Raw genomic sequence first — 21649 nt, 5'->3', positions numbered from 1 at the left:
TTAAATACCTATAAAGTAAACGGTCATTTCCAAATTAGATACTTCTGAATCTTGAGCATTAGTTTTATTTATTTTTACAGAACGAATCCGGCCAATTGATACCCGATCTTCTGTACTGTATAAAAATTTTACAAGATTGTAATATGGCCCCTGTAACACTATAAGATTTATTTTGAGATGGTTATAAAAACCATTGAGATTGGGTTCAGGAACCCCCGTCAGTCTCACATCATTTTTTTCCGCGAGAATTGATAGGTTAGTAACCAGGTTTGCCTTGAATCTAGCGGTATCAACGCGATACTGATCCAGAATTTTTTCAAGGTTACTGTACTTACGTCCTGTCAAACCCGGCTGGTCAGACAGGTTATCCATACCTTCTACCTGTTCTGTCAGTTGACGGTTGATTTGCCAACTATTCAAGGTTTCTTTGAAAGCCAGTTGATAACTGACCAGTAGCAACACCAGACTACCGGCAATCAATTGATAGGTTTTATTTGTAAAAATTTGGTTCACCTTAATAATTTATGATTATCTGGAATTGGCCTTGTCCGTTTTCCGGGTCTACCTTATAAGTTTCAAGTTCAGCTTTCTTTACCCATTTCAAAGTAGTTATCAAAGCCAGCCACTCATTTACGTTGATCACCCTATCGGCATTTCCGCGGACGACTATCTGATGATCGGCAAAGAAGGTGCTTTTTAGCTCCCTTGTTTTCTTTTGATCTACCGGGTTGATCTCGATAGCGTTCAATACCACACCCGATGGCAACAAGGCACACAGCTGATCGATCATACCGCTTTTTAAACGCGGCCCGTTCCAGCCAACCTCCCGAAGCAGGTTTTCCTGTTCCCTGATCTTGTTTTGCTGTAACTTAACATCGCCGGAGTTTTGTTGCAAAAGCCTTACCTGTTCTTCCAGTTGTTGATTCTCGCTATTGAGCTGACTAAAGATCATAAAATTCGCAAGAAGTAAAACAAAGAATATCGACAGAATTATCATGCCCTGTGCCTTAACCTTTTTGGTTTGCAGGTAACGCTCCCGGGTATCGGCAATGCTATCGATATCTACGCCTATGAGTGACAGTCTATCGTGTAATGCCAACTGAAAAGCCGCGGCATACGGCAATAGCAAGCGTTCGTCAAGCTTTTCCGTTTCGATCTTTAAAGGTGTTGCGGCTTGTTGATCTTCCTCATAACGATAGGCCGTCCAAAGTTCTTTACCTTCAAGCATCACCTGATGCCCATCGAAGATAAGCGGGCCGCCATAATGGTTCAACTGCGGCAACACCTGATCCATAACAAATGCACCCAAACTGACCGACAACAGCTTTAACCCACCTAACCTTAACTGACCGATGACCTGCTCGATATCCTTTTTGCGGCTGAGCGACACAAACACCCGGCTACCTGAGCGGAAATCCTGACGATAATAATCAGCCGCTGCCGCGCCCGGCAGTATAGCCGAAAGATCAGGGGCTGTATCTTCAGAAACTTGCTCGACAACCTTGGTCAGGATACCTTTGCCGCTGATGTTCAACGCTAAAACCGTCCCTTTGGGCAATTCATCCTGTAAGGACTTAACAGACGTTAAGGACGGCCATTTTTTCTCGATCTCCAAGGCACTTCCTTTGATCCTGATCCGGCAAGCGGAAAGTTTCAGGGAACCGTCGGGCTGGATATGCATTTGCAAACCGACGACACTGTCTAAACGATACAATCTGTCCAGCATCGTATTAACGCATTATGGTGGACTTGATGAATAATACCGTCACCACACGAGCGTTGGTTTTTGACCTGCTGCTGAACAACCATTTCAGCACGGGTATGCGTGACAGGAATGGTACTCCTGAACCACTTTCCGATTGTTCTGTACGTTCGATACCGCCCAGCACGATCATATCTTCATTATTCACCCGAAGGCTGGTTTCGTATTTACTCAGTGATCTTGGCGGAGGGGAACCATCACGGGGTATGGACAGGAAATCTGATATATCTACATTGATACCCAAAGTTACCTGGTCATCGCCCGCGACTACCGGTTTTATCTTTATAGAAAGATCGGCCTTTGATTCCTTAAACTCATTAAAAAAAACGGATTGCGTGGATGTAGTTGTAGGGTAAAGATTCTGTGTTACGTTTTTATAATACTGAACGCTACCCACGCTCAAGGTCGCTGTATGGCCATTCAATGCCGAAAGCTTGGGCACCGAACGCACATCCACATTTTCGTTGGCTTCCAAGGCGCTCAGGCGAACGTAGAAATCCGGCGTAACACGCCCCAAGTTAGTGGAAGTAATACGGCCTACGCTTTTCAGAAAGCTGTTTACGGCTTTGGAACCGAAGGTATAATCGAGCCCAGGCAAAACGGTGCCGCCCGTTTTTACGCTGTCAGATACTCCGGCGGTGATACCAGTGGTGATCGTGCGTGTTTTGCGGATGTCTACCATCGTTACCTCGATGAGCACCACGGGGACCAGTACATCCAGTTGTTTGATGAATGCCTCGGCCTCGGCGATTTGGGCAGCCGAACCGGATAACAGCAGGGCGTTTTGTTCCCTGAACTCTTTCAAGCCCAGGCCACGCTTCCAGTCTTCAGGGATCATGGCCATCACGGTATCGATAGACCTATGCTGAAGCTGTATTACTTTAAAGGTACGCAAACCCTCCATCTGCCTGTCGCCGATCAGATAAATATTGTTATCGGTATGAAAAGTATAATTGGTACCGCGGAAAAGGATATTCAGAAAATCATCAAAGGCGACATCCTTTACATGTAAAGTAATGCTGCCTTTAATATCCGAATAAAGGGAATAATTAATATCCATTTCATGCGAAGCCTGACGCACCATATCGGCTATGCTTGCGCCCGTAGCATCAGCAGAGATCAATTTACGACCGTTAACCACCCGGCTGTATAAACCCGCGTTACCTCCGGGATTGGGTGTAACGGGTTTAAAAGCCCTGCGGACACCCGTTTGTTTATCGTTATTGATGAACAGTTCTTCACTTTCATTCAACGATTGAAGCAAATAAAAACCATCGCTGGTTTTGGTCATTTTCAACTCGTTGGTAAAGGCCATTTTTTCAAGAGCCGTTTCAAATACCGCGCTGCTGATAAAGGCGGTAACCCGTTTGGTTTGCAACGAAACCGGAACCACCACATTCTTTCCGGATACCTGCGTAATCCTTTTGGCCACGGCTGGCAGGCTATCACTCTGCAGTTCCATAGAAAGGGTATTATTCAGCTGATTATAGCTCACGTTAATATCTTTTATTTTTGGCCCTGCCAGCAAGGCCGGATCTACATACGGACTAACAGAAATGATGGAACCGAGAACCTTGATATCCAGGTTATATTTTTGAGCGAGAAAGACCAGAATATTGGTAGCCGTTACATCACTGAAGCGATCATATATCGTGAAGTTTAATTTAGGGTCGATGCTCATATTCAGGTTATTTGAGCGGGATAGTCCGGTCAGGTATTCCTGAAGCGATACGCCGGTAACCGACAGATGTACCTTTTGCCGCAAACCTTTAACATTTTCGGATAAAGTGGTCAGGTTTTCCTGCAATTGCGCTATCCGGTCTGTTTGCTGGGCAAACAAGCGCAGTGGCATCAACAGTGAGCAGATCAATAAGATTCGTAAAAGTTTAGGCATTTAAAACAGATCAATAATTAAATAACAGGGGATAAATTTCATCCAGGGAGGTAGCCCCGGTTTTAAATAAGTTAAAGGCGTTCTCTGCCAGGGTTTGCACCCCGCGTTCACGCAACAGTTCTTCAATATACAAATTTCCTTTTTTTATTTCGACCGCCAGTTCCTGATCTACGGGTATCACTTCGTAAACAGCCTTACGGCCTTTGTAACCTGTGTAAAAACAATGGTCGCATCCCGAAGCCACATAATGCATATGCACTTCGCTATAAGGTTTGAACTGCCTTGGATATAGCTGCGGATCAAAGGCGATTTCCTTTTTACAATCCGGACAAAGCAAACGTACCAGGCGTTGTGCCGCCGTTGTATTCAACGTACTGGCCACCAAAAACGGCGGGATGTTCATATCTATCAAACGGGATATAGTACCCCAGGCGGAGTTAGTGTGGATGGTTGACAACACCAGGTGACCGGTCAACGCCGCACGGATGGCCATATTGGCTGTTTCCGTATCACGGATCTCCCCTACCATGATCACATCCGGGTCCTGACGGAGGAATGTCCGCAACGCCGAGGCGAAGGTCAGCCCGATTGACTCCTTTAACTGTACCTGGTTGATGCCCTCAAGTGTATACTCGATCGGGTCTTCTATGGTCAGGATATTACGGGTTTCTTTATTCAGCAGCTTCAGGGTAGCATACAAGGTAGTGGTCTTTCCCGAACCGGTAGGCCCGCTCATCAGGATGATACCGTTTGGCCGGCGTACGCCCTGCAAATAATTATTCAGATCGAACTCCGAAAACCCAAGCGTATTCAGATCGATTGAAGTGGCATCGTTACTCAGCAAACGCAGTACCACCTTTTCGCCATGGAGGGTAGGCAGTACTGATACACGGATATCGAACTGCTGGGTGCCATGCTTAAAGTTGATCCTTCCATCCTGGGGTAATCGCTTCTCGGCAATGTCCAGATTAGCGGTGATCTTGATCTTGTTCACCAAGGCCGGGTAATCATCCCGCTTAAGCAGGTAACGTTCCACCATCATGCCATCTATACGGATACGTACCCGGCATTTCTGCTCATATACTTCGATATGGATATCACTACTTTTCAGCGATTTCGCTTCGCTGATGAGCTTCAGTAAAAAATCATTCTCCTGTTCGGCAGCCAAAAGCGTCTGGCTTCCTCTGTTCAGCTGATTCTCCCGCATGTAGTGCCGCGAAAGCATACGGGCCACCTGACCGGCAGGCAAAGGCTGCAACCTGACAGGCTGATCAAGTATCATTTCCAGTTCATCAACCATTTCTTCGCCTGCGCCGTTATCTTCGCAATACAGCCACAGGGCGCCATCCGCGTATCCTTTGGGGAGTATACGGTAATGCCAGGCCTGCTCCTTGCTGAGCAAATGCACCTGGTCTGCGGTTAGTATCAGTTCTTCCGTTGCCATCATCCTGCTATTAAACTGATCAGCCAGTCATCCTGGGTTAATGAAACACCGGGCAGCCACCAGTCGGCTAATAATAAGGGCATCATGATCAGCGCTTGCAACCCGGCTAAGGGAATACGTACGTTATTCGATGCATCTTTCCGTTGTTGCCAAATGATCCAAACGATGATGGATAGCAACAAACTACCTACATAAAAACCGATGAAGTTAAGGATGGATAAGTAGCAGGCACTGCAAATCAAAAACAATACGTCCCCCCATCCGAGGTAACCTTTTAGGATATTGGTCCACTTACGATTGCGTATTGAAAAATACAGGCTTAATGCGACTATCTGGAGCAATAAAAATAACAGCCCCTTTATGGAATCCCCGGCGATGCTTGCCCACTTCTCGCCGTTGAATACTCTTAAAACCACAAACATCATTGCCAATACCGGGAAACACCATAGATAGATCAGCCTGCTGCGGGCATCCTGCAGAAACACATATCCCAACATCATCAATAAACATATCTGCAATAAGGTGATCATATCCGTTTTAATCAGGGGTAACTTCACGCATATTCTTGTCCTGGTCTATCTCCCATACGTTATAAGTACCATTACCATTAAAATCGACGACGGCAGTAGCGCGCGCGGTGAAAGCATTGTTTGATGCACTGGTAATCTCGATGCGATAGTTGGCTTTGCCGTCCTTACCATCGGTACTCAGTTTTTCCTGCAAAAAACCAATAGCGTTCAGATCGTCCGCATAACGGGAGTGTTCGTAGAAGTAATTTTTTTGCAGCGATTGCACAAAACCCAATTGGGTTTTCGCTTCCATACTCTTGGCTTTGGTAATAAGCGGCAATAAATTCGGCAGGGCTAATAATACGAGAATGCCGATGATAACCAGCACCACCAATACCTCCTGGAGGGTATACGCTGTGACTTTAGTGTTTAGGTGTTTTTTAAAAAATTTCATTACAAAAAGTGTCACTAAAGTAAAAATTTTTTACCTTAGATGCTAAATGTATTTTAACTTTTTTCGCCTGAGCCTTATACTATTACTCATTTCCGGATTGTATTCCTGCAATGAGTTCATTGAGCCATCCATAGAAAAGCGGCAGTTAAATCTGCGTGCCCCGGCCAACAATTACCAGACTAATAATTACACCGTCGGATTCTGGTGGGACGAGGTAGAAGATGCCCTCACCTATCGCCTGCAAATTGTCCGGCCGAGTTTTGATTCCACCGCCGCCTTAGTTGCCGACACCGTGATCAACCGCAATACCTTCAACATGACTTTAGACCCGGGAAATTACCAGTGGCAGGTTCGTGCGGAAAATGGCAGTTCAACCACCGCCTTCACGCCGCCCCGTAACCTGATCATTCTACCGGGTAGCCTGGAGGAACAAACCGTAACATTATTAAGTCCCGGTAATAACACGCTTACCAACGCAAGCGCCATCAATTTACAATGGAACCTGCTTTATGGTGCTTCGACCTATCGCTTACAAATTGATACGGCAAGTTTTTCGGGCAGCGCCTATGTTTATGACCAGGTTATTCCATCCGGTCAGTTTCGTTTTTCTTTTCCAAAGGATCAAACTTATCAATGGCGCGTACGCGGGCAAAATGATGATGGTTCGGAGCTTTCTAAATGGTCGGCCATATATAACCTAAGCAATGACCGTACGCCACCCGGCGCGGTTACCGCGACTTTACCCGATAATAACGCGCAGGTACAAATGCCTGTCACTTTTAGCTGGGCCAGCCGTAATGATGCTGCCAGGTACCGCTTCTATCTATATCGCAATAATGGCAGCACTTTATACAGCAATACTTTTCCGGTTGAACAGACAGCAACCAGCTATACCTTTAACGCGGGTACCGCCGGTGAGCGTGTTTACTGGAAAGTGACCGCGGTAGATGCCGCCGGAAATGAGGGTGCAGCCAGTGAGCTCAGAAACGTGTTATTACAGTAATTGTTATGTTGAAAGGAAAGTCAGCCACTTACCTGTTGATAGCCGCCGTAGCCACCGTCTGGGGATTGATCCTCTATCGCGTGTTCGGGGCAATGGATGATGATCAGCCTGTAGCTCATCGCGTAGAAAATACCCATAAGGCTCCGCTGGATGATTACAGCGTGCAGCGCGATACAGCAAAGCTGTTGCTTAATTATCGTGATCCGTTTGGTAAAAGCACAAGCGCAAAACCAGTAGACAGCGTAACTTTACGTCACAAAGTAAACATTGCAGCCGATGAGCCACAAGTGGTGAAACCTGCTGTAACCTGGCCTTCGCTTACCTATGGCGGATACATACAAAACCCGGAAACCAGACGGTTGATCGCCCTGCTCTACATCAATGGCCGTAACGTCATGCTGGCGGAAGGTGAAAGTGCGGAAGGCGTATTACTCGTCAAAAACCTGCGCGATAGTGTACGTGTACGCTATCAGGGGAAAACCCGGTCTTTTCAACAACAAAACGCCACTCCATGAAAAAGCTTTTATATATTCTCTTATTCCTGTTCTCATCAGTAGCTCAGGCGCAGATTGTGCCTACCGATGCCTTTCAAAAGATCAGGCTGACCCAGGGCGATAAAACTTTGCTGGCCGAAATTAAACCGACAGGCAGCATCCCCAAAGTCAAACCCGGTTTATGGTACCATTGGTACAGTGCCGGACAGATCAATACCACCCAAGGCGGCTTTAGCGGCAAACCGCTTAATGGCGACTACAAAGAATGGTATCTGAACAAAAACCTGAAAGAACAGGGGCAGTTTGAACGGGGCCTGAAAACAGGATTGTGGAAAAGTTGGCGGGATGATGGCACGCTGGCAGCTACCTACACCTGGCGAAACGGTTTGCGGAACGGAAATTTCATCGTATATGATGAAAAGGGATTACCACTAACTTATGGAAATTATCATAACGATCTGCTGGATGGCAAAATTAGCAACCGGGTTACGGCTGATTCGTCCGAAGTGACCCGTTATAAAGCAGGCAAAGTGGTACTGCCTAAACAAGACTCTTCTTCTTTTTTGCGCAGGATAAATATCTTCAAACATAAAAAAAGCAGGAAGGATAGCACGGCAACGAACAAAGTACAATCTTGAGAAAAGTTTCCGCATCGGCATTGTACATGGTGATCGTGATCGCGCTGGTGATCGGGGTTATATGTGCCGCGCTGGTTGCTGTGGCTTCGTTTTACCGCTTACAGCACCAAAAATCATTCCGGTTCGAGCGCCTGCAACATAATCTGCATTCGGGGATGGAACGATTACTGGCCAATACCGATTCTACCTTATCTGAAGGTAAAAGCATTGACCTTTATAATGATGAACAAGACAGTTTACTGATCCAAAAATATCCATGGGGTATGTATGATGTAGGTATTGTTAAGGCTTACAAATTGCAGGATACTATATGCTCCATATTTACCATTGCCCGAACGGTGGACTCCGCGAAATGGTGCGCACTTTATCTTGCCGATGAAGACCGGCCTTTGGGTGTTACCGGCAAAACCCTGATCGAGGGAGATGCCTGGCTTCCGGCAGCAGATGTAAAAAGCACCTATGTTGACGGTAAGCAATACGAAGGCCCAAAGAACATTATCTCCGGCAAAACATCGCGCAGCAAAGCAATTTTACCTGAGTTGGATAAGCAAAAGATACAGCAGATCAGGGATCAATTCGGTCGGTTAAATACACCATATAACGGAACAGAGATCAACGGAATAATGACGGTTCCTTATGATCAAAATGAAAAGCGCATCAACATCTCAAAGAGATTATTGACGCTTACCAAGGGCAACATCGGTGGACATGTGGTGATATGCAGTGATAGTACAGTTATTATTGATAGTACCATGCAGCTGCATAATGTATTGATATTCGCTAAGACTATCGAGGTTAAGAACGGTTTTAAGGGGAGCTGCCAGTTGTTCGCTACCGATAGCATCGCTATCGGCAAGCGTTGTCGCTTCGACTACCCTTCTGCCGCGGGCATAGTCCGGCCGGATCTATATAAAGTGCAGGTACCTGTTCAGATCAGGCTGGGTAACGGAACGGTATTTAACGGTTCGCTGTTCACATACGAAAAACAACCCGATGTATTGAAGCCTGTTATCGAGCTGGGGGATGGTGCACAGGTATCAGGTCAGATATACACCCCCGGCTACGTAAGGCTTTCTGAAAAAGGGAACAAGATATATGGAAGCGTTTTTTGCAACCGCTTTTTGTACCGTACAGCTTTTTCCACCTTTGAGAATTATCTGATCAACGCCACCATCAGCAGTAAAAAACTTTCGCCTTATTACCTTACCGGCAACCTGCTGCCCGTAAGCGACACCAAACAACAGGTATTACAATGGCTGGAAAGAAGATAAAGCTGAATACCCGGGTGTCCGGCTCATCGCTGATGGAAGTATTAGTGGCCATGATCCTGCTGCTGATCGTGTTCGGTATAGCCATGATGATATTCGCGAACATTGCCCGCACTTCGGTCAATACACTGGAACTACAGGCACGGTCATTTGCTGAAAAAGAGTTGGAGCATGTTAAAATCGAGCGATCATTCACGCCCGAACAGACTGAAACAGACTCTATGACCATTAACCGGGAGGTCAGTTTTCTGCCGAAACAGCCGGGAATGGTGGAGGTAAATATTCGGGTTACAGATCGGCAGCAAAAACAACTTGCCGAAATCAAAGAACAGATCAGGGCTGATGAAACACATTAAACTCCTGGCTTATACCATTTTAGAAATGGTGATCGCTATGCTGATCACGGCCATTGTTATTGGTATGGCCTGGAGTGTTTTCTCTATAGTGATGCGCGCGTTCGGTGCATTTGAAAAGAAGCATGAGCATACCGAAGAACTCGTAAGGCTCAATACCCTATTGAATCGGGATTTTCACAAGGCCGATATCATTCTGCGGGACAGCGGTGGTATCCGGTTGCTTACTGACAGCGCGACTGTTCGTTACGAGCTTGATTCGTCATTCGTACTGAGGCATAGCAGAATTATTGATACTTTTAATATTACCTTGACCGAGCCAATCTACACATTGGAAGGTCAGGCCATTAGTGAGAAAACTGATGGAGATGACGAAGACAAAAGAATTGACCATTTCGGGTTAACACTACACGCCGATGGCCGTAGTATTTTATATTTTTACGATAAACCATACAGTTCGCAAGATCTGTTTAACAGAGTAACAGATGCCAACCATTGATATTAAACGCTTTGAAAAGAAAGCAGTAAAAACGGCTGAAAAAAAGAGCGGCAATGAGGGTTTCCGTTCGTTGCTGAACCGGGAGATCAGTTTTGGTGGTTCGGGATTGCCGGACAAGAAAAAAGAATCACTGTACCTCGAGCTGAGCTCGTTGCTGGAAGCCGGTATCGACCTGAAAAGCAGTTTCGATCTGGTTACCGCCGATCAGGAAAAGGAAAAAGACCGCCTGCTGTTTACCACTATTCAGAAGGATGTAGTAGGTGGCGCTACATTTTCTGACGCGCTGTCGCGTTCCGGGCGATTCTCGCTCTATGAGATCTATAGCTTACAGATAGGTGAGGAAACGGGTAAACTGATCGAAGTATTGAAAGATCTGGCCAGTTATTATCAGAACAAGATCAAGCAGCGCCGCAAAGTGATCTCGGCCCTAACCTACCCTTGTATCGTTATGGCTACTTCATTCGGCGCCATATTTTTTATGCTGCGCTTTGTGGTGCCTATGTTTGGCGATATATTTAAACGTTTTGGAGGCCAACTGCCCTGGATAACCCGGCAAACCATCGCGCTATCTAACCTGATGGGCAGTATATTGTTGCCAGGTGTGTTTTTAATACTCGGGCTGGCGGTGATCATTTACAGAGTTCGAAAGGAAACAATCTTCCGCCGTATTTCTACCGGTATTACCTTACGCTTACCTATCGTTGGCCCTATTGTACAGAAGATATACCTGGCACGTTTTTGCAATGCCATGCGCCTGCTTATTGTAGCTCGCCTGCCCTTACTTCGGGCTATAACCCTGAGTCGGCAGATGATTGGCTACTATCCTATAGAGGCCTCATTAACTAAAGTTGAAGCAGATGTATTGAACGGTTTACCTCTCCACACCAGCATGCAGCCTTTCCCCATTTATCCGGATAAAATGATCCAGCTGATCAAGGTTGGTGAGGAAACCAATCAGTTAGAATTGTTCTTCGGTCGGGTGGCTGATCAGTATATTGAAGAAGTTGAATATAAAACTTCAACTCTAAGCAGCACCATGGAACCTTTGATCATCGTTTTTTTAGGATTGGTTGTGGGGCTGATCGTAGTTTCAATGTATTTGCCATTGTTTCAGATGAGTAATGGATTTCAGTAATGTTCACTGCAGCTCTCTTTTTAAAGGTTCTATAACTTTAAATACTCCCGCGTAATATGGGGTTAAGACTGGATTTTATCATAACTTCTATTGTAGATAAACACGCCTGTCAGTAATAGGAACGTAATTACAAACAGCGCAGCTGAGTAGTTTTGAGCAAGGTCGTAATTCATCTGCTCAACGGCATCATAAACAGCTACCGAGGCAACCCGCGTAACGCCAGGAATGTTGCCGCCTATCATCAGCACTACGCCAAACTCGCCAAGCGTATGGGCAAAGGTGAGTACCGTTGCCGTAAGCAGGGCCGGTTTTATATTAGGCAGCAGCACATACCTAAAGGTTTGCCATTCGGATTTACCCAGCGTGTACGATGCCTGCGCCAACGACGGCGGTAACTGCTGCAACGCCGACCTTAACGGCCCGGCCATAAAGGGCAGGCTGTAAATTACCGATGCCAGCACCAGCCCGGGGAACGAGAATACCAGCTGCACATCAAAAACATTATGCAGCCATTTGCCCAATCCCTGTTGCGGACTAAAAGCCAGCAACAAATAAAAACCCAATACCGATGGTGGTAACACAAGCGGCATAGTGATCAGTACCTCGGCAAACATGCGCAATATGGTGCGTTTTTTGGACAGCCACCAGGCCAACGGCAAGCCTATCAGTGACAATACAAACGTGGTTACAACAGCCAGTTTTAGAGATAACAATAATGGCGACATATCCGCTATAATAAAACTTTTTTTAATGTTATTGGAGCCTCTTGGCTAAGCAATAACAACTTACTGAAGACCTATACTAAATGACACAAGAAATTATAAGTATTTCAATCATCTAAACACTTTGGACTTGCCATAATTATTGCCGCTTGTTCTGATGACGGTTGAATTGTCAACAAGATCTGATTTCCTTCTACTTGCGTAGCTGTTATATAGATGATTGCATTCTGTCTAAAGTACAAAAGCTCAGTTGGTGTCAACACAGATCGAAGCCGAACTAAAGTACCTTGTCCTCGTTTTAACAGCCGTCCGTTATCAATGGTAAAAACCTTGTTTTCACCATTAGTAAAACCAATAGAAAGTTTAAAGCTTCCTGAATTAATGGCAGTTGAATCGACATCACTCCAGAATACAATCCTGATAAAATTCCTGTCAACACGTTTTATAAATGATAAAACGGTAGGTCTTTTTAGGCTATCGGTTATGAGTGATGTGGACGCAAGTTTAATAGATTCGCCGGTTTGCTCGTCTTTTTCAGTTAGGCAGTTTTGAGCTTTAGTAGCATTACACAATAGTACTAAAAAGATAAATATTATTAAATTTTTCATTAAATATCCAGTGTATTTTAACGACTTTTAAGAATTTAGTTAACACCAAATCAAATTGGCAGAAGTTTACAAGACTTAGCATAAACCTTAAGAGTACTATTTGTCGAAGCTGTGTTAAATTCAAAACACTTGAGCGCGTACAAATCTACTCCAAGTCTAGCCCATCTGCCAATTATCTCTAACAGTCTGTTGTCTTCGGTGTTAATAATTCCATAGTTGATAGTTTCTTCTGCAACGATTCCAAAATTCATCCTAAGATCCAAATTGTAAACATCGACAAATTGTAGTTGAAATTTACGATGGTGAATTAATACAATAAACTTCAACGAAACATCTTCCTTACTCGAATTTGACTGATCTATCTCAATTTTCATCAAAACTTGATCGTGCCAATCAACATCCTCAAACTTCATATTATATTTATTTAATTAAATCCCGGATCTTTACCGCCAGGTTGATAATGAGTACTTTTACCATTTAAATGATAATGACTTACATTAGGCCCTTTACTCCCAGGCGCAGTAGCGGGATCGATTCTAACTTTTGATTTAAATTTACCATTTTCTGTAATGCCGTAATCAGAATTTCTATATGGATTTTCAACATACTCTGAGGGGATTGAATATTTCTCACCTTTTGGGATAACAACTCCATCGGAAGTTACGTTAAACACGTCAAATTCACCCGCTTTTCCTAACTCTGTAGCCTTTCCAACTTCCAGTAGTTTGTTAACCTCACTAATCTTACCCATCTTACCTAGTTTTCCTAGCTCGCCAACTTCACCTCCGAACAATTGCAGAATTTCGCCTGCGGCTGCACCTAACACATCAGCCTTTACATTTGCATTGCCCTTTTGAAACCTATCATATGCTCTAGTAATATCACTTTTTATTTGACCTCGAATATATGGTCTACGGGTTTTGGGATCTTTTTTAAATGCTTTTAGGAAATTTCGACCTGATTGATAAGGGTGCTTAGCCGCATCACTGAGGGCTACTGCACTTTCCCTAACATTATTGACAAAACTGCCAAAAAAGCTTCCAACTGTTGATCCTACCGTTCCCCAATCCGGCCACATTCCATCTGGATCGATAAATCTTACTGGATTATCAAATGCGTAGGTATAAGGACTCCATCTTCTTCCTTTCTCAGCTAAAGGATCTACACTTGCCCAACGACCAATGACAGGATCATAATATCTTGCGCCATAATCATACAGCCCTGTCTCCTGCAATTCCTTGCCGTTATAACGGTATCGATTATCTGTACTTGGGGTTAGCGAGTTGCCCGGGTTAAATGCCAAACCGAACGGGTAATAATCCTGTATTTGGACTATACTACCGTCCTGCTTGATCATAGCGCGCGTATTACCTAAGTGATCTTTCAGCAAATAATCGTAGCTATAAGCAGCAGTACCATTTACTACGGCGCGCCCTTCTTCGTTTGAAACAAATTCTAAAGAGCCTCCTTTATACTCTATACCATCAACGTACTGCCTTGTTTCCTCTCCTTCTGTTCTAACCTTGGCACCGGTGGCGTCGTAAGTGTAGGTCACATCGCCAGCTGTACGGCTGATTGTGCCTGGTAAATTAAGAATATTATAGGTTATACCCGATATACCAATACGCGTGTCAGTCTTAACGTTTCCATTACCATCGTATGTATAGGCTCCGCCCTGGCTAGCTAGTACAGCATCGTTAACGCTGGATAGCCTATTTCCACTATAGATATATTCAAAATCATTTAAAAAGTTGCTACCTGTACTATTCTTTCTTTTAAGAAATTTAATGTTACCCATATCATCATAGGTAACTTGCTCATTGTACTTACCACTATTCGCATTTCCAACTGCTTCGCTATAACTGGCCAACGTCATCCTGTCAAGTTTATCATAGGTGTAAACATAAACCTGCCTTTTTTGGAATGAACTTGTGCCATCAGGAACTTTGGTTTGCCAGGTCATTCCGCCAATATTGCCATTATAATATTTAACGGAACCTTCGTTATAATTTAATCGCATACCGAAAACACTCATGTTGCTCACCAAACTTGGATCCCCGATTGTTGATAGCCAGCCCCTGTCGTTATACCAATAATCGATAGACTGCTTGAAATTGACGCTATCCGTTGAATGCAGTTTTTTGTTCTTCAGCTGCCCTATCTCATTATAACTTAGCTGAGACAATAGCGTACGCGGATTAGCAGATTGCCCCATGTTACGTAATTGCTGCCATGTCTTTACCTTGCGGCCAGCAGCATCGTAAATGTATCGGGTGGTGTCTGTCAGTCTCGGATTGGTTGAAGTATTTATATAATGCTTCCTGACACGAACCGTAACCTGATCATTGAAATTATAATTAAAACTCGTGAGATCATAATTTAACGAGTCAACTACGGCTCCTTTGTAATGCTGTTTGCGCGTCGTTAAAATTCGCCCTTGATCATCATAGTAATTAACTGTCCATAGGTTATGACTTACGTCATTCAGGATAGCACGCCTGCTTGCAACTAATAATCCTTGGGTCATGCCGCTGGCGGTTGCCGGGGCACCAAGGGTTGGCCGTCCCGGCACCGTTTTAAGATCATCATAATAATTTGTTTGCAAGATGATACCACCTGATGTTGGTGTTGTAACACTGCTATAATCATTTGTATTTACAGCGCCCACATACAATCTTTTCTCAAATATCTCAGTCTGTCCGTTAGCTGTGTTCTGCATCGACTGACGATAATTTTGGCCGGCTACAACCGTGTTGGGCACATCGTATATACCCGTCACAATCACGCGACCATGATTATCATATTTTGTAAAGACAGCTCGCTGCAAAGGGCTTCGCATTCTCATTACTGAATCCTGAGTAGCGATAACCTGATCAAGAATGTTGTATACAATATATTCCCACCCTTTACCGGGGATCTTTTTTTCCACCAGACGCCCTTGGTTATCATATCGGTATTGGTAACAAAAATCATCCAACTCATTTTGACTTATAGCCGGAGTTATATCATGAACTGCCGGTGGTAACACAAAACTCAGGTTGCCCCAATCATCATAAACATAGTAGGTATTTAACGCTGAAGTATCTGTTTCCCAAACCCGCTTTAGGATAACTTTTCCATCCCGGTCCTTGTATTCCTCTTCGGTTCCGGCTTTGCCATCTCCGCTAGTCCAGTTCTCATCTTTAGTAATTGTAAGGTGCAATCTTGCGATCGGGTACCAACCGATATAATTTAATCTTCGTGTGTGATTGTTATTCGGCGAGACAGCGGTGTAGTTTAAAACCTTCCGTGTTTCTCCGGCCACATTACCATAATTTTTCCCATATTCCGTGACGACAGTCCTTCCGCCTGTTGGCGTTCTGCTGCCCGGCTGCCAAACACTTCCAGGGGCACCCTGCTCCAGCACCCTATTCAGCGGCGAGGTTTCTACAATGCTTTGTGAAAACGGATAATCCGTATTCTTGAAATCCGACGCCAAAGCGTAAAAATTTCGCTGAGCACTATTACCGTAGCCGTTACTTCCCTTAAGTGCATCCATCCGATATGATCCTGACGAGCCATATTCGGTTGTATAAGGTAAATATTTTCTGAGTTCCCGACCCACGCTATCATATTCGAAAGGTTGAATAACATCCCGGTTAGCCAATGGATTACCTTTCACCTGTACATTCTGCAAAGGTCTGCCTAAACCGTCAAGGTAAGCTACCGTGGTTTGGACTTTAGCAGGATCAGCGCTTGCATTTCGCAGTGATGGTTCATCCAAAATACCAGCTACCCGTACATCGTTCGTCATAACCCAGTTACGTTGCGAGGTTGGCACGATACCCGGTGACAGCGGTACTCCCTGATCTATTCTCATGGTGATCCTGGCCGTATCACTACCATGAGAGTTGTTGCCGGTAACGATATATGTCGTCTGAGACAGTGTAACCATTGGGGTTCCACTTATCGTTCCATTCATAGTATTAAATGATAATCCGGCAGGCAATGCGGGACTAATAGTATAACTTGCCGGAATGGAAGTTTTACGAATCATGTTATTAAGCTGATCCGCTATGTATAGATTCCCATTTCCATCTATGGATAAACCAAAAGGGTTGTTAAATCGTGCCGCATCCCCTACGCCATCGGCATAGCCGGATATACTACCGGCGATAGTACTGACTGCGCCTCCAGCTGTTACTTTCCTGATCATATGATTTCCCTGATCGGCAACATATACGTTGCCGGAAGCGTCAACAGCAACATTATTGGGACTGCTAAATTGTGCTGAAATACCTGTACCGTCACTCCAGCCTGCGGTACCGGAGCCTGCGAGGTCACTAACATTACCAAGAGCATCAATCTTTCTGATCTTATGGCCCTGACGATCGGCAACAAACATATTTCCAGAAGCACCCCTAGCCAGCCCCATCGGCCGGTTAAAAGAAGCGCTTAGCAATTGTCCCCCCTGCGATCCAGCAGAACCATTTCCGGCAAATGTAGAAACGACTCCTGCCGGTGTAATTTTTCTGATCCGGTTATTATTGTAATCGGCTACATATAAATTCCCTGCCTGATCTAACACTAAACCAATCGGACTGTTAAACTGGACTGCGGCATCCGAACCATTATTATAACCAGCACTTCCGTTGCCTGCAAAAGTGGTTACATAACCAGAAGCTGTAATTTTTCTGATTTTGTGATTACCTTGGTCTGCGACAAAGATGTTCCCCGAAGCATCAACAACCAGTGCGGATGGGTGATTAAAACTCGCGTCGGTACCCTGGCCGTTATCAGCCCCCATTGTTCCGCTTCCCGCGATTGTAGTAACTGTTCCACCTGGCGTGATCTTACGGATTCGGCGGTTATAGGTATCTGCGACATATACATTTCCTGAGGCATCCGTGGCTGTATTTAAAGGTTGAAGAAACCGGGCATTTAACCCGACACCATCGACATTCCCGCTGGTAGTACTTCCGGCAAATGTTGAAGTTGTCGCCAAGCCAACATTAATTGCCCCCCCGGTATTATAAAGATCAAGATTTTGGATACTTAAGCCTGTTGAATACACCTGCAATCCAACGCCGTAGCTAATATTAGGTGCCTGACCGAAAGTATGTAAAGCTAAAAAAACAGGAAAAATCAGCAGTAAATTTTTAAAGCAAGTGATTCGATGTTTCATTTACAATGTTGTTTAGGTTTTCTGCCAATTTACAGTCCGCGATAATTGTATTCAAGATGTTTAACTATATTCCCCTCAATATCACGAATATTTCGAAGTCGTTGAAAACCGTCATATTCATAATAGGTGATTTCTCCTTTTGGGTCTGTCGCAGATGTAATTTGACCGATTGTGTTGTAAGTATAGGTTGTCATCTGATCCTCAAGGGCGTGTATTCTTATGGCATCAACCAGCGCAGTTCCTGAAAATCTGATATAGTTTACACCTTTGACTGTCCGCTCAACATAATTCCAACCATTTTTAGATTTAAGAATAGCTGATGCGCTTAATGTCCCGGCCGGTACTAATACCACTGAGTCAACAGTACCATCATACTGCCGATTAAATCCTTCTAATGTCAGCGTGCCCGTTGACCGGAACCAATATCCAATTTTATAGGTTGTACCCTGATCCATTGTTTGGTTGGTGAGAGGACCGGCGGAAAGATTATAACAATACTTTCCGGATGGCGTATTGCTTACTGTAATACCCGAAAGATTGTAATTTGCATAATACCCCCCTTTATTTAAGGAACTTGCATCTATACCATCAAACCCCAGATACGCTATAGATAAATTGAAATCATTACCATAGTTATTTATAAGTACAGGATACATATCTTGGTAGCCATAAAAGTAAGTCGTTTCCTGACCTGCTTTATTAAGCAATACTTCCAATTGCCTGTTGCCCGAATATCGATAAGATTCTTTTTTCTTGAAAAGAGTATCATCAGCTCTTTGATAAGCGCTAAACAATTTATTGATGCCGTCTCCTTCATATACATAGGAGCTCACTTTAGCCGGCATTAATCCATCATTTCCGGAATAAAGATCATATACAGCATCTTTTACATATTCATTATTACCATGCTTTACGCTATTTACCTGCTCAAGCGGCAAATCAAAAACATTCCACAATTTCAATAAGTAAGCGCCATCTTTAAAACTATTACTTGATCCCGTAAAATCTCGTGGATAGTACGTACGCTGTATAACAGAATCTCCCTGGCTGTTCAAACTTGCCACTCTACTTGGCAAAAGATGGCCATAATTATCATAATAATAGTTGACATTAATGGTGTCTATGACCAGACCATCAGGTGTATAAGTAATCGTTCGTTTCTGCTTGGGACGGACGCAGGTGGAGAGTGTTGACATTTCAACAATTGGCGAGGTGTATTTACCACTGTAGTAATTCGCCGGATCTTCATCTACAAAATTCTGCCAGAATAGCGGATCCAAACTTTTAGGAATCTGACCATTCGCAGTACAGTTCATCTGGTAATGACCAGAAGCCGCCACTTCATTGATACATACAGAATAATCAGTAGTTGTGAATTGGCTGTACAAAGCACCTGAAATGCTTGGAAATAATGAATATGACTTTTGCGGATTTGTTGGAACAGGTGCCTTAAATGGAGCGTAATTGGTAAAATATGTTTCTTCGATTTGCGAAAAACCAGTACTAAATGCTCTATATTTTGTAATACTGGCTGGTTGCGTCCATGTCATTTCGCGCGTAACACCATAATTCAGATAAGATGTTCCAGGCCATGAGCCGGTGCTGCCGCTTTGCCAGATATCGGTATTAGGCGGCATGTACTCATAACCAGTTTTACTGTGATATTTCTTATCATTGACCGTAGCCAGACTATCCCTTACTATATATTCTGCCGTCCAGCCATAGGCGCCATAACTACCACCTCCACGATCCATATCATTTAAGGGATGGCTGAAAAAGACTAGATTCTCAACTTCAAAATTTGACGCACCATATATCGCTTTAGTCGTTAGGAAATTCAGCGGATAGGCCACAATACCCATACCGGATTCACCGTCCGCTTTGGATCGTCCATATTTGTATTCCTTCTTGTTATATGCGTTAGTATTAGCATCCTTAAATATGACCGACTTAACACGTATTCCACCGCCTTCCATATTTTGGTTCGTCACAGCACCGTTGCTATTTATCCGGCGATGAACGAATTTGTGCGGTTCATACTGGTAGACCATTTCTCCCCCGAGTGGTGTTTTGATGCTTTTAAGTGTCCCTTTAATTGCTTCTGAAAAAACGAATGTCCTGTCGGCAAAAGGGATTGTTAGCGGATATGTCCCAACCGCTCCATTAGCGCCGGTCATCCAATGCGCCTCTTCACTAGCCCTGGGGAATAACGAGCTCATCTCATCTGACCCATTTAAATTCGTTATTAAATTACGTTGCACAGCGGTGGCACTCAAACTATAATATGGACTTTCCATCGCCATCACATTCTCTGTATGCCCATTGTAAAAACCCCATCGATCCTGGGCTTTACTTTCCACATTCCAAGCGACAGGCTGGTACCCGTAATAGTCCATTAGCCAGTCATTAATAATGGCGTTATTTTCATCAGTCACAACTAACCTATTCAGATAATGGCTGCTATAACTAGTTTGATAATACTCAAAATTAAAACTTCTTATAACGCTATAACCAGCGGCACTTTTTTGCTCAACAACGATCTTATTCAGAACATCCCGACCACCATAATCATCACCATAAATAAAACTAACGCGACCGGTTTTGTAATTTATGGCTGACAGTCTCGTGTACTGTTGAATTTGGGTCACTGTCTGCGAATAGGAGGATTCTTTTAGATAAAACTGATTAGAAATCGTTGGGGCGTATTGACCATTTTCCACAACGTTTTTGGAAGCAGGCATCGTGATCATCGTAGTGGTCATATCTTTACTAACCGCCTTGGATAACGGTACATTTCTTTGATATTTTTCATACGTATAGTCTACCACTTCATTGGTCCATCTCGACATCATACGGGATAGATCATAGTTGGTGTATGTAGCACCTTCCGGATCCCAGTTCTGATCCACATAAACTAATCCCGTTGGATCTTTATGTCTGAAACTTCTTTTTTTACTATTGGCTGTTGTACCGTTAGTAAAATCATAGACCATGCCATCCCCCGTTTCAACCCGCGTGCTGCCAATTGTTAGCAAAGGATTATAAGGGAAGGTTAGGACATTTCCACCGGTGAGCATAAATTTCCCCCCCCCGTGCGGGGTGCTATAACTATAAACATCCCATGCGCCATCTTTTTTCCCGGCAATCACATCCAGCCCATATTGTTTATGAATTGAATTTCCACTCATGTTAAAGGCGGAAGTTGATGTAAGTGTACTTAACGGGCTTGTAGCCCCCATATAGGCTAGGCCGTTAGTAGAAAAGTCCGGCAAACCATTAACCTGAGTGTTGATCGCGCCCCCTGCATTTAATTCCCATCCCATACCGATGCAACCGGCAGCCTGTCCAACCTTCAAACCAAGGGCATTGTAGCTGATTGATATAGGAATCGAAACATCCCTCACTTTTATGGTATACAGGGGAATGCTCACCCGAAGAGTCCCGGTTTGATAATCGACATTATCAAGCCCAGCTTCAAGTGCCAAACTACCAGCCTGAGGCGTTGATATAACATTACCGGTTGCTCTTTTGTTAAAATTAACCTGACACGATCCGGAAATTGGGAATGCGCACAATAACGCAGTCGTAAGGCAGAAGATGCCTGACAAAAATCGAAGAATCATAAAATGTGATATTGTTGGTTGTGTGGTTTTCTAGGACGTTAATTCTAAACGTTGGAATTTGAAACAGGCGATTGAAAGT

At 44.1% G+C, this 21649-nt stretch carries 18 protein-coding genes; 7 read left to right on the top strand and 11 right to left on the bottom strand.

Annotated elements, in window-relative coordinates; translation table 11 throughout:
• Genes IM792_RS16185 through IM792_RS16160 form a run of 6 tightly spaced genes read right to left on the bottom strand, consistent with a single transcriptional unit; the run spans position 1 to position 6063 of the window.
• A complete protein-coding gene (locus IM792_RS16185; protein WP_194102942.1) occupies positions 1 to 513 on the bottom strand; it encodes a hypothetical protein in 513 nt (170 codons plus the stop codon).
• Between the two features lies 1 nt (position 514).
• Positions 515 to 1726: a hypothetical protein gene (locus tag IM792_RS16180; RefSeq protein WP_194102941.1), complete on the bottom strand. Its 1212-nt coding sequence runs from the start codon at positions 1724 to 1726 to the stop codon at positions 515 to 517.
• A 4-nt stretch (positions 1727 to 1730) separates the two neighbouring features.
• Positions 1731 to 3656, bottom strand: a complete 1926-nt coding sequence (locus tag IM792_RS16175; protein ID WP_194102940.1) for a secretin and TonB N-terminal domain-containing protein — start codon at positions 3654 to 3656, stop codon at positions 1731 to 1733.
• Positions 3657 to 3666: 10 nt separating this feature from the next.
• On the bottom strand, positions 3667 to 5103 hold the full coding sequence (locus IM792_RS16170) for a GspE/PulE family protein (RefSeq protein WP_194102939.1): 1437 nt from the start codon (positions 5101 to 5103) through the stop codon (positions 3667 to 3669).
• The gene (locus IM792_RS16165) at positions 5100 to 5630 is read right to left on the bottom strand and encodes a hypothetical protein (protein WP_194102938.1); all 531 of its coding nucleotides are present in this window, start codon (positions 5628 to 5630) and stop codon (positions 5100 to 5102) included. Before IM792_RS16165 ends, IM792_RS16170 begins: the two co-directional genes overlap by 4 nt.
• A gap of 7 nt (positions 5631 to 5637) precedes the next feature.
• Entirely contained in the window at positions 5638 to 6063 is a 426-nt protein-coding gene (locus tag IM792_RS16160) for a type IV pilin protein (protein WP_194102937.1), read from the bottom strand.
• 46 nt (positions 6064 to 6109) lie between these two features.
• On the opposite strand from IM792_RS16160, the gene IM792_RS16155 reads away from it, so the two are divergent.
• The 7 genes from IM792_RS16155 to IM792_RS16125 are packed head-to-tail and all read left to right on the top strand — an operon-like array spanning position 6110 to position 11453.
• Positions 6110 to 7066 carry a hypothetical protein gene (locus tag IM792_RS16155; protein WP_194102936.1) on the top strand — a complete coding sequence of 319 codons (957 nt, stop codon included), beginning with the start codon at positions 6110 to 6112 and terminating at the stop codon, positions 7064 to 7066.
• Positions 7067 to 7071: 5 nt separating this feature from the next.
• Positions 7072 to 7581 (top strand): hypothetical protein, encoded by a 510-nt coding sequence (locus tag IM792_RS16150; protein WP_194102935.1) that lies wholly within the window; start codon positions 7072 to 7074, stop codon positions 7579 to 7581.
• Positions 7578 to 8198, top strand: a complete 621-nt coding sequence (locus IM792_RS16145) for a hypothetical protein (RefSeq protein WP_194102934.1) — start codon at positions 7578 to 7580, stop codon at positions 8196 to 8198. Before IM792_RS16150 ends, IM792_RS16145 begins: the two co-directional genes overlap by 4 nt.
• On the top strand, positions 8195 to 9469 hold the full coding sequence (locus IM792_RS16140) for a hypothetical protein (protein ID WP_194102933.1): 1275 nt from the start codon (positions 8195 to 8197) through the stop codon (positions 9467 to 9469). Before IM792_RS16145 ends, IM792_RS16140 begins: the two co-directional genes overlap by 4 nt.
• Positions 9451 to 9822 carry a hypothetical protein gene (locus tag IM792_RS16135; RefSeq protein ID WP_194102932.1) on the top strand — a complete coding sequence of 124 codons (372 nt, stop codon included), beginning with the start codon at positions 9451 to 9453 and terminating at the stop codon, positions 9820 to 9822. The genes IM792_RS16140 and IM792_RS16135 overlap by 19 nt, the downstream gene beginning before the upstream one ends.
• Positions 9809 to 10318, top strand: a complete 510-nt coding sequence (locus IM792_RS16130) for a hypothetical protein (protein WP_194102931.1) — start codon at positions 9809 to 9811, stop codon at positions 10316 to 10318. Before IM792_RS16135 ends, IM792_RS16130 begins: the two co-directional genes overlap by 14 nt.
• Positions 10305 to 11453, top strand: coding sequence for a type II secretion system F family protein (locus IM792_RS16125; protein WP_194102930.1), 1149 nt, complete (start codon positions 10305 to 10307; stop codon positions 11451 to 11453). The genes IM792_RS16130 and IM792_RS16125 overlap by 14 nt, the downstream gene beginning before the upstream one ends.
• Positions 11454 to 11515: 62 nt before the next feature.
• On the opposite strand, the gene modB is transcribed toward IM792_RS16125, so the two are convergent.
• From modB to IM792_RS16100, 5 genes are all read right to left on the bottom strand, one after another.
• Positions 11516 to 12178: a molybdate ABC transporter permease subunit gene (gene modB / locus IM792_RS16120; RefSeq protein ID WP_194102929.1), complete on the bottom strand. Its 663-nt coding sequence runs from the start codon at positions 12176 to 12178 to the stop codon at positions 11516 to 11518.
• A 104-nt stretch (positions 12179 to 12282) separates the two neighbouring features.
• On the bottom strand, positions 12283 to 12783 hold the full coding sequence (locus tag IM792_RS16115; RefSeq protein ID WP_194102928.1) for a hypothetical protein: 501 nt from the start codon (positions 12781 to 12783) through the stop codon (positions 12283 to 12285).
• Between the two features lie 50 nt (positions 12784 to 12833).
• Positions 12834 to 13196 (bottom strand): hypothetical protein, encoded by a 363-nt coding sequence (locus tag IM792_RS16110; protein WP_194102927.1) that lies wholly within the window; start codon positions 13194 to 13196, stop codon positions 12834 to 12836.
• 11 nt (positions 13197 to 13207) lie between these two features.
• Complete coding sequence (locus IM792_RS16105) at positions 13208 to 17947, bottom strand: DUF6443 domain-containing protein (protein WP_194102926.1); 4740 nt, start codon at positions 17945 to 17947, stop codon at positions 13208 to 13210.
• Between the two features lie 29 nt (positions 17948 to 17976).
• On the bottom strand, positions 17977 to 21570 hold the full coding sequence (locus IM792_RS16100) for an RHS repeat domain-containing protein (RefSeq protein ID WP_194102925.1): 3594 nt from the start codon (positions 21568 to 21570) through the stop codon (positions 17977 to 17979).
• Positions 21571 to 21649: the final 79 nt, after the last annotated feature.

Origin of the sequence: Mucilaginibacter sp. JRF, assembly GCF_015223065.1 — a bacterium.
Lineage (GTDB): Bacteria > Bacteroidota > Bacteroidia > Sphingobacteriales > Sphingobacteriaceae > Mucilaginibacter.
The sequence above is the reverse complement of the archived record's forward strand: the minus strand, read 5'-3'. Positions and strand labels throughout refer to the sequence as shown.

Coding starts and splice junctions, on each gene's coding strand:
- IM792_RS16180 (WP_194102941.1), bottom strand. CDS start 1,726: ATGCTGGACAGATTGTATCGTTTAGACAGTGTCGTCGGTTTGCAAATG.
- IM792_RS16175 (WP_194102940.1), bottom strand. CDS start 3,656: ATGCCTAAACTTTTACGAATCTTATTGATCTGCTCACTGTTGATGCCA.
- IM792_RS16170 (WP_194102939.1), bottom strand. CDS start 5,103: ATGATGGCAACGGAAGAACTGATACTAACCGCAGACCAGGTGCATTTG.
- IM792_RS16165 (WP_194102938.1), bottom strand. CDS start 5,630: ATGATCACCTTATTGCAGATATGTTTATTGATGATGTTGGGATATGTG.
- IM792_RS16160 (WP_194102937.1), bottom strand. CDS start 6,063: ATGAAATTTTTTAAAAAACACCTAAACACTAAAGTCACAGCGTATACC.
- IM792_RS16155 (WP_194102936.1), top strand. CDS start 6,110: ATGTATTTTAACTTTTTTCGCCTGAGCCTTATACTATTACTCATTTCC.
- IM792_RS16150 (WP_194102935.1), top strand. CDS start 7,072: ATGTTGAAAGGAAAGTCAGCCACTTACCTGTTGATAGCCGCCGTAGCC.
- IM792_RS16145 (WP_194102934.1), top strand. CDS start 7,578: ATGAAAAAGCTTTTATATATTCTCTTATTCCTGTTCTCATCAGTAGCT.
- IM792_RS16135 (WP_194102932.1), top strand. CDS start 9,451: ATGGCTGGAAAGAAGATAAAGCTGAATACCCGGGTGTCCGGCTCATCG.
- IM792_RS16130 (WP_194102931.1), top strand. CDS start 9,809: ATGAAACACATTAAACTCCTGGCTTATACCATTTTAGAAATGGTGATC.
- IM792_RS16125 (WP_194102930.1), top strand. CDS start 10,305: ATGCCAACCATTGATATTAAACGCTTTGAAAAGAAAGCAGTAAAAACG.
- modB (WP_194102929.1), bottom strand. CDS start 12,178: ATGTCGCCATTATTGTTATCTCTAAAACTGGCTGTTGTAACCACGTTT.
- IM792_RS16115 (WP_194102928.1), bottom strand. CDS start 12,783: ATGAAAAATTTAATAATATTTATCTTTTTAGTACTATTGTGTAATGCT.
- IM792_RS16110 (WP_194102927.1), bottom strand. CDS start 13,196: ATGAAGTTTGAGGATGTTGATTGGCACGATCAAGTTTTGATGAAAATT.
- IM792_RS16105 (WP_194102926.1), bottom strand. CDS start 17,947: ATGAAACATCGAATCACTTGCTTTAAAAATTTACTGCTGATTTTTCCT.
- IM792_RS16100 (WP_194102925.1), bottom strand. CDS start 21,570: ATGATTCTTCGATTTTTGTCAGGCATCTTCTGCCTTACGACTGCGTTA.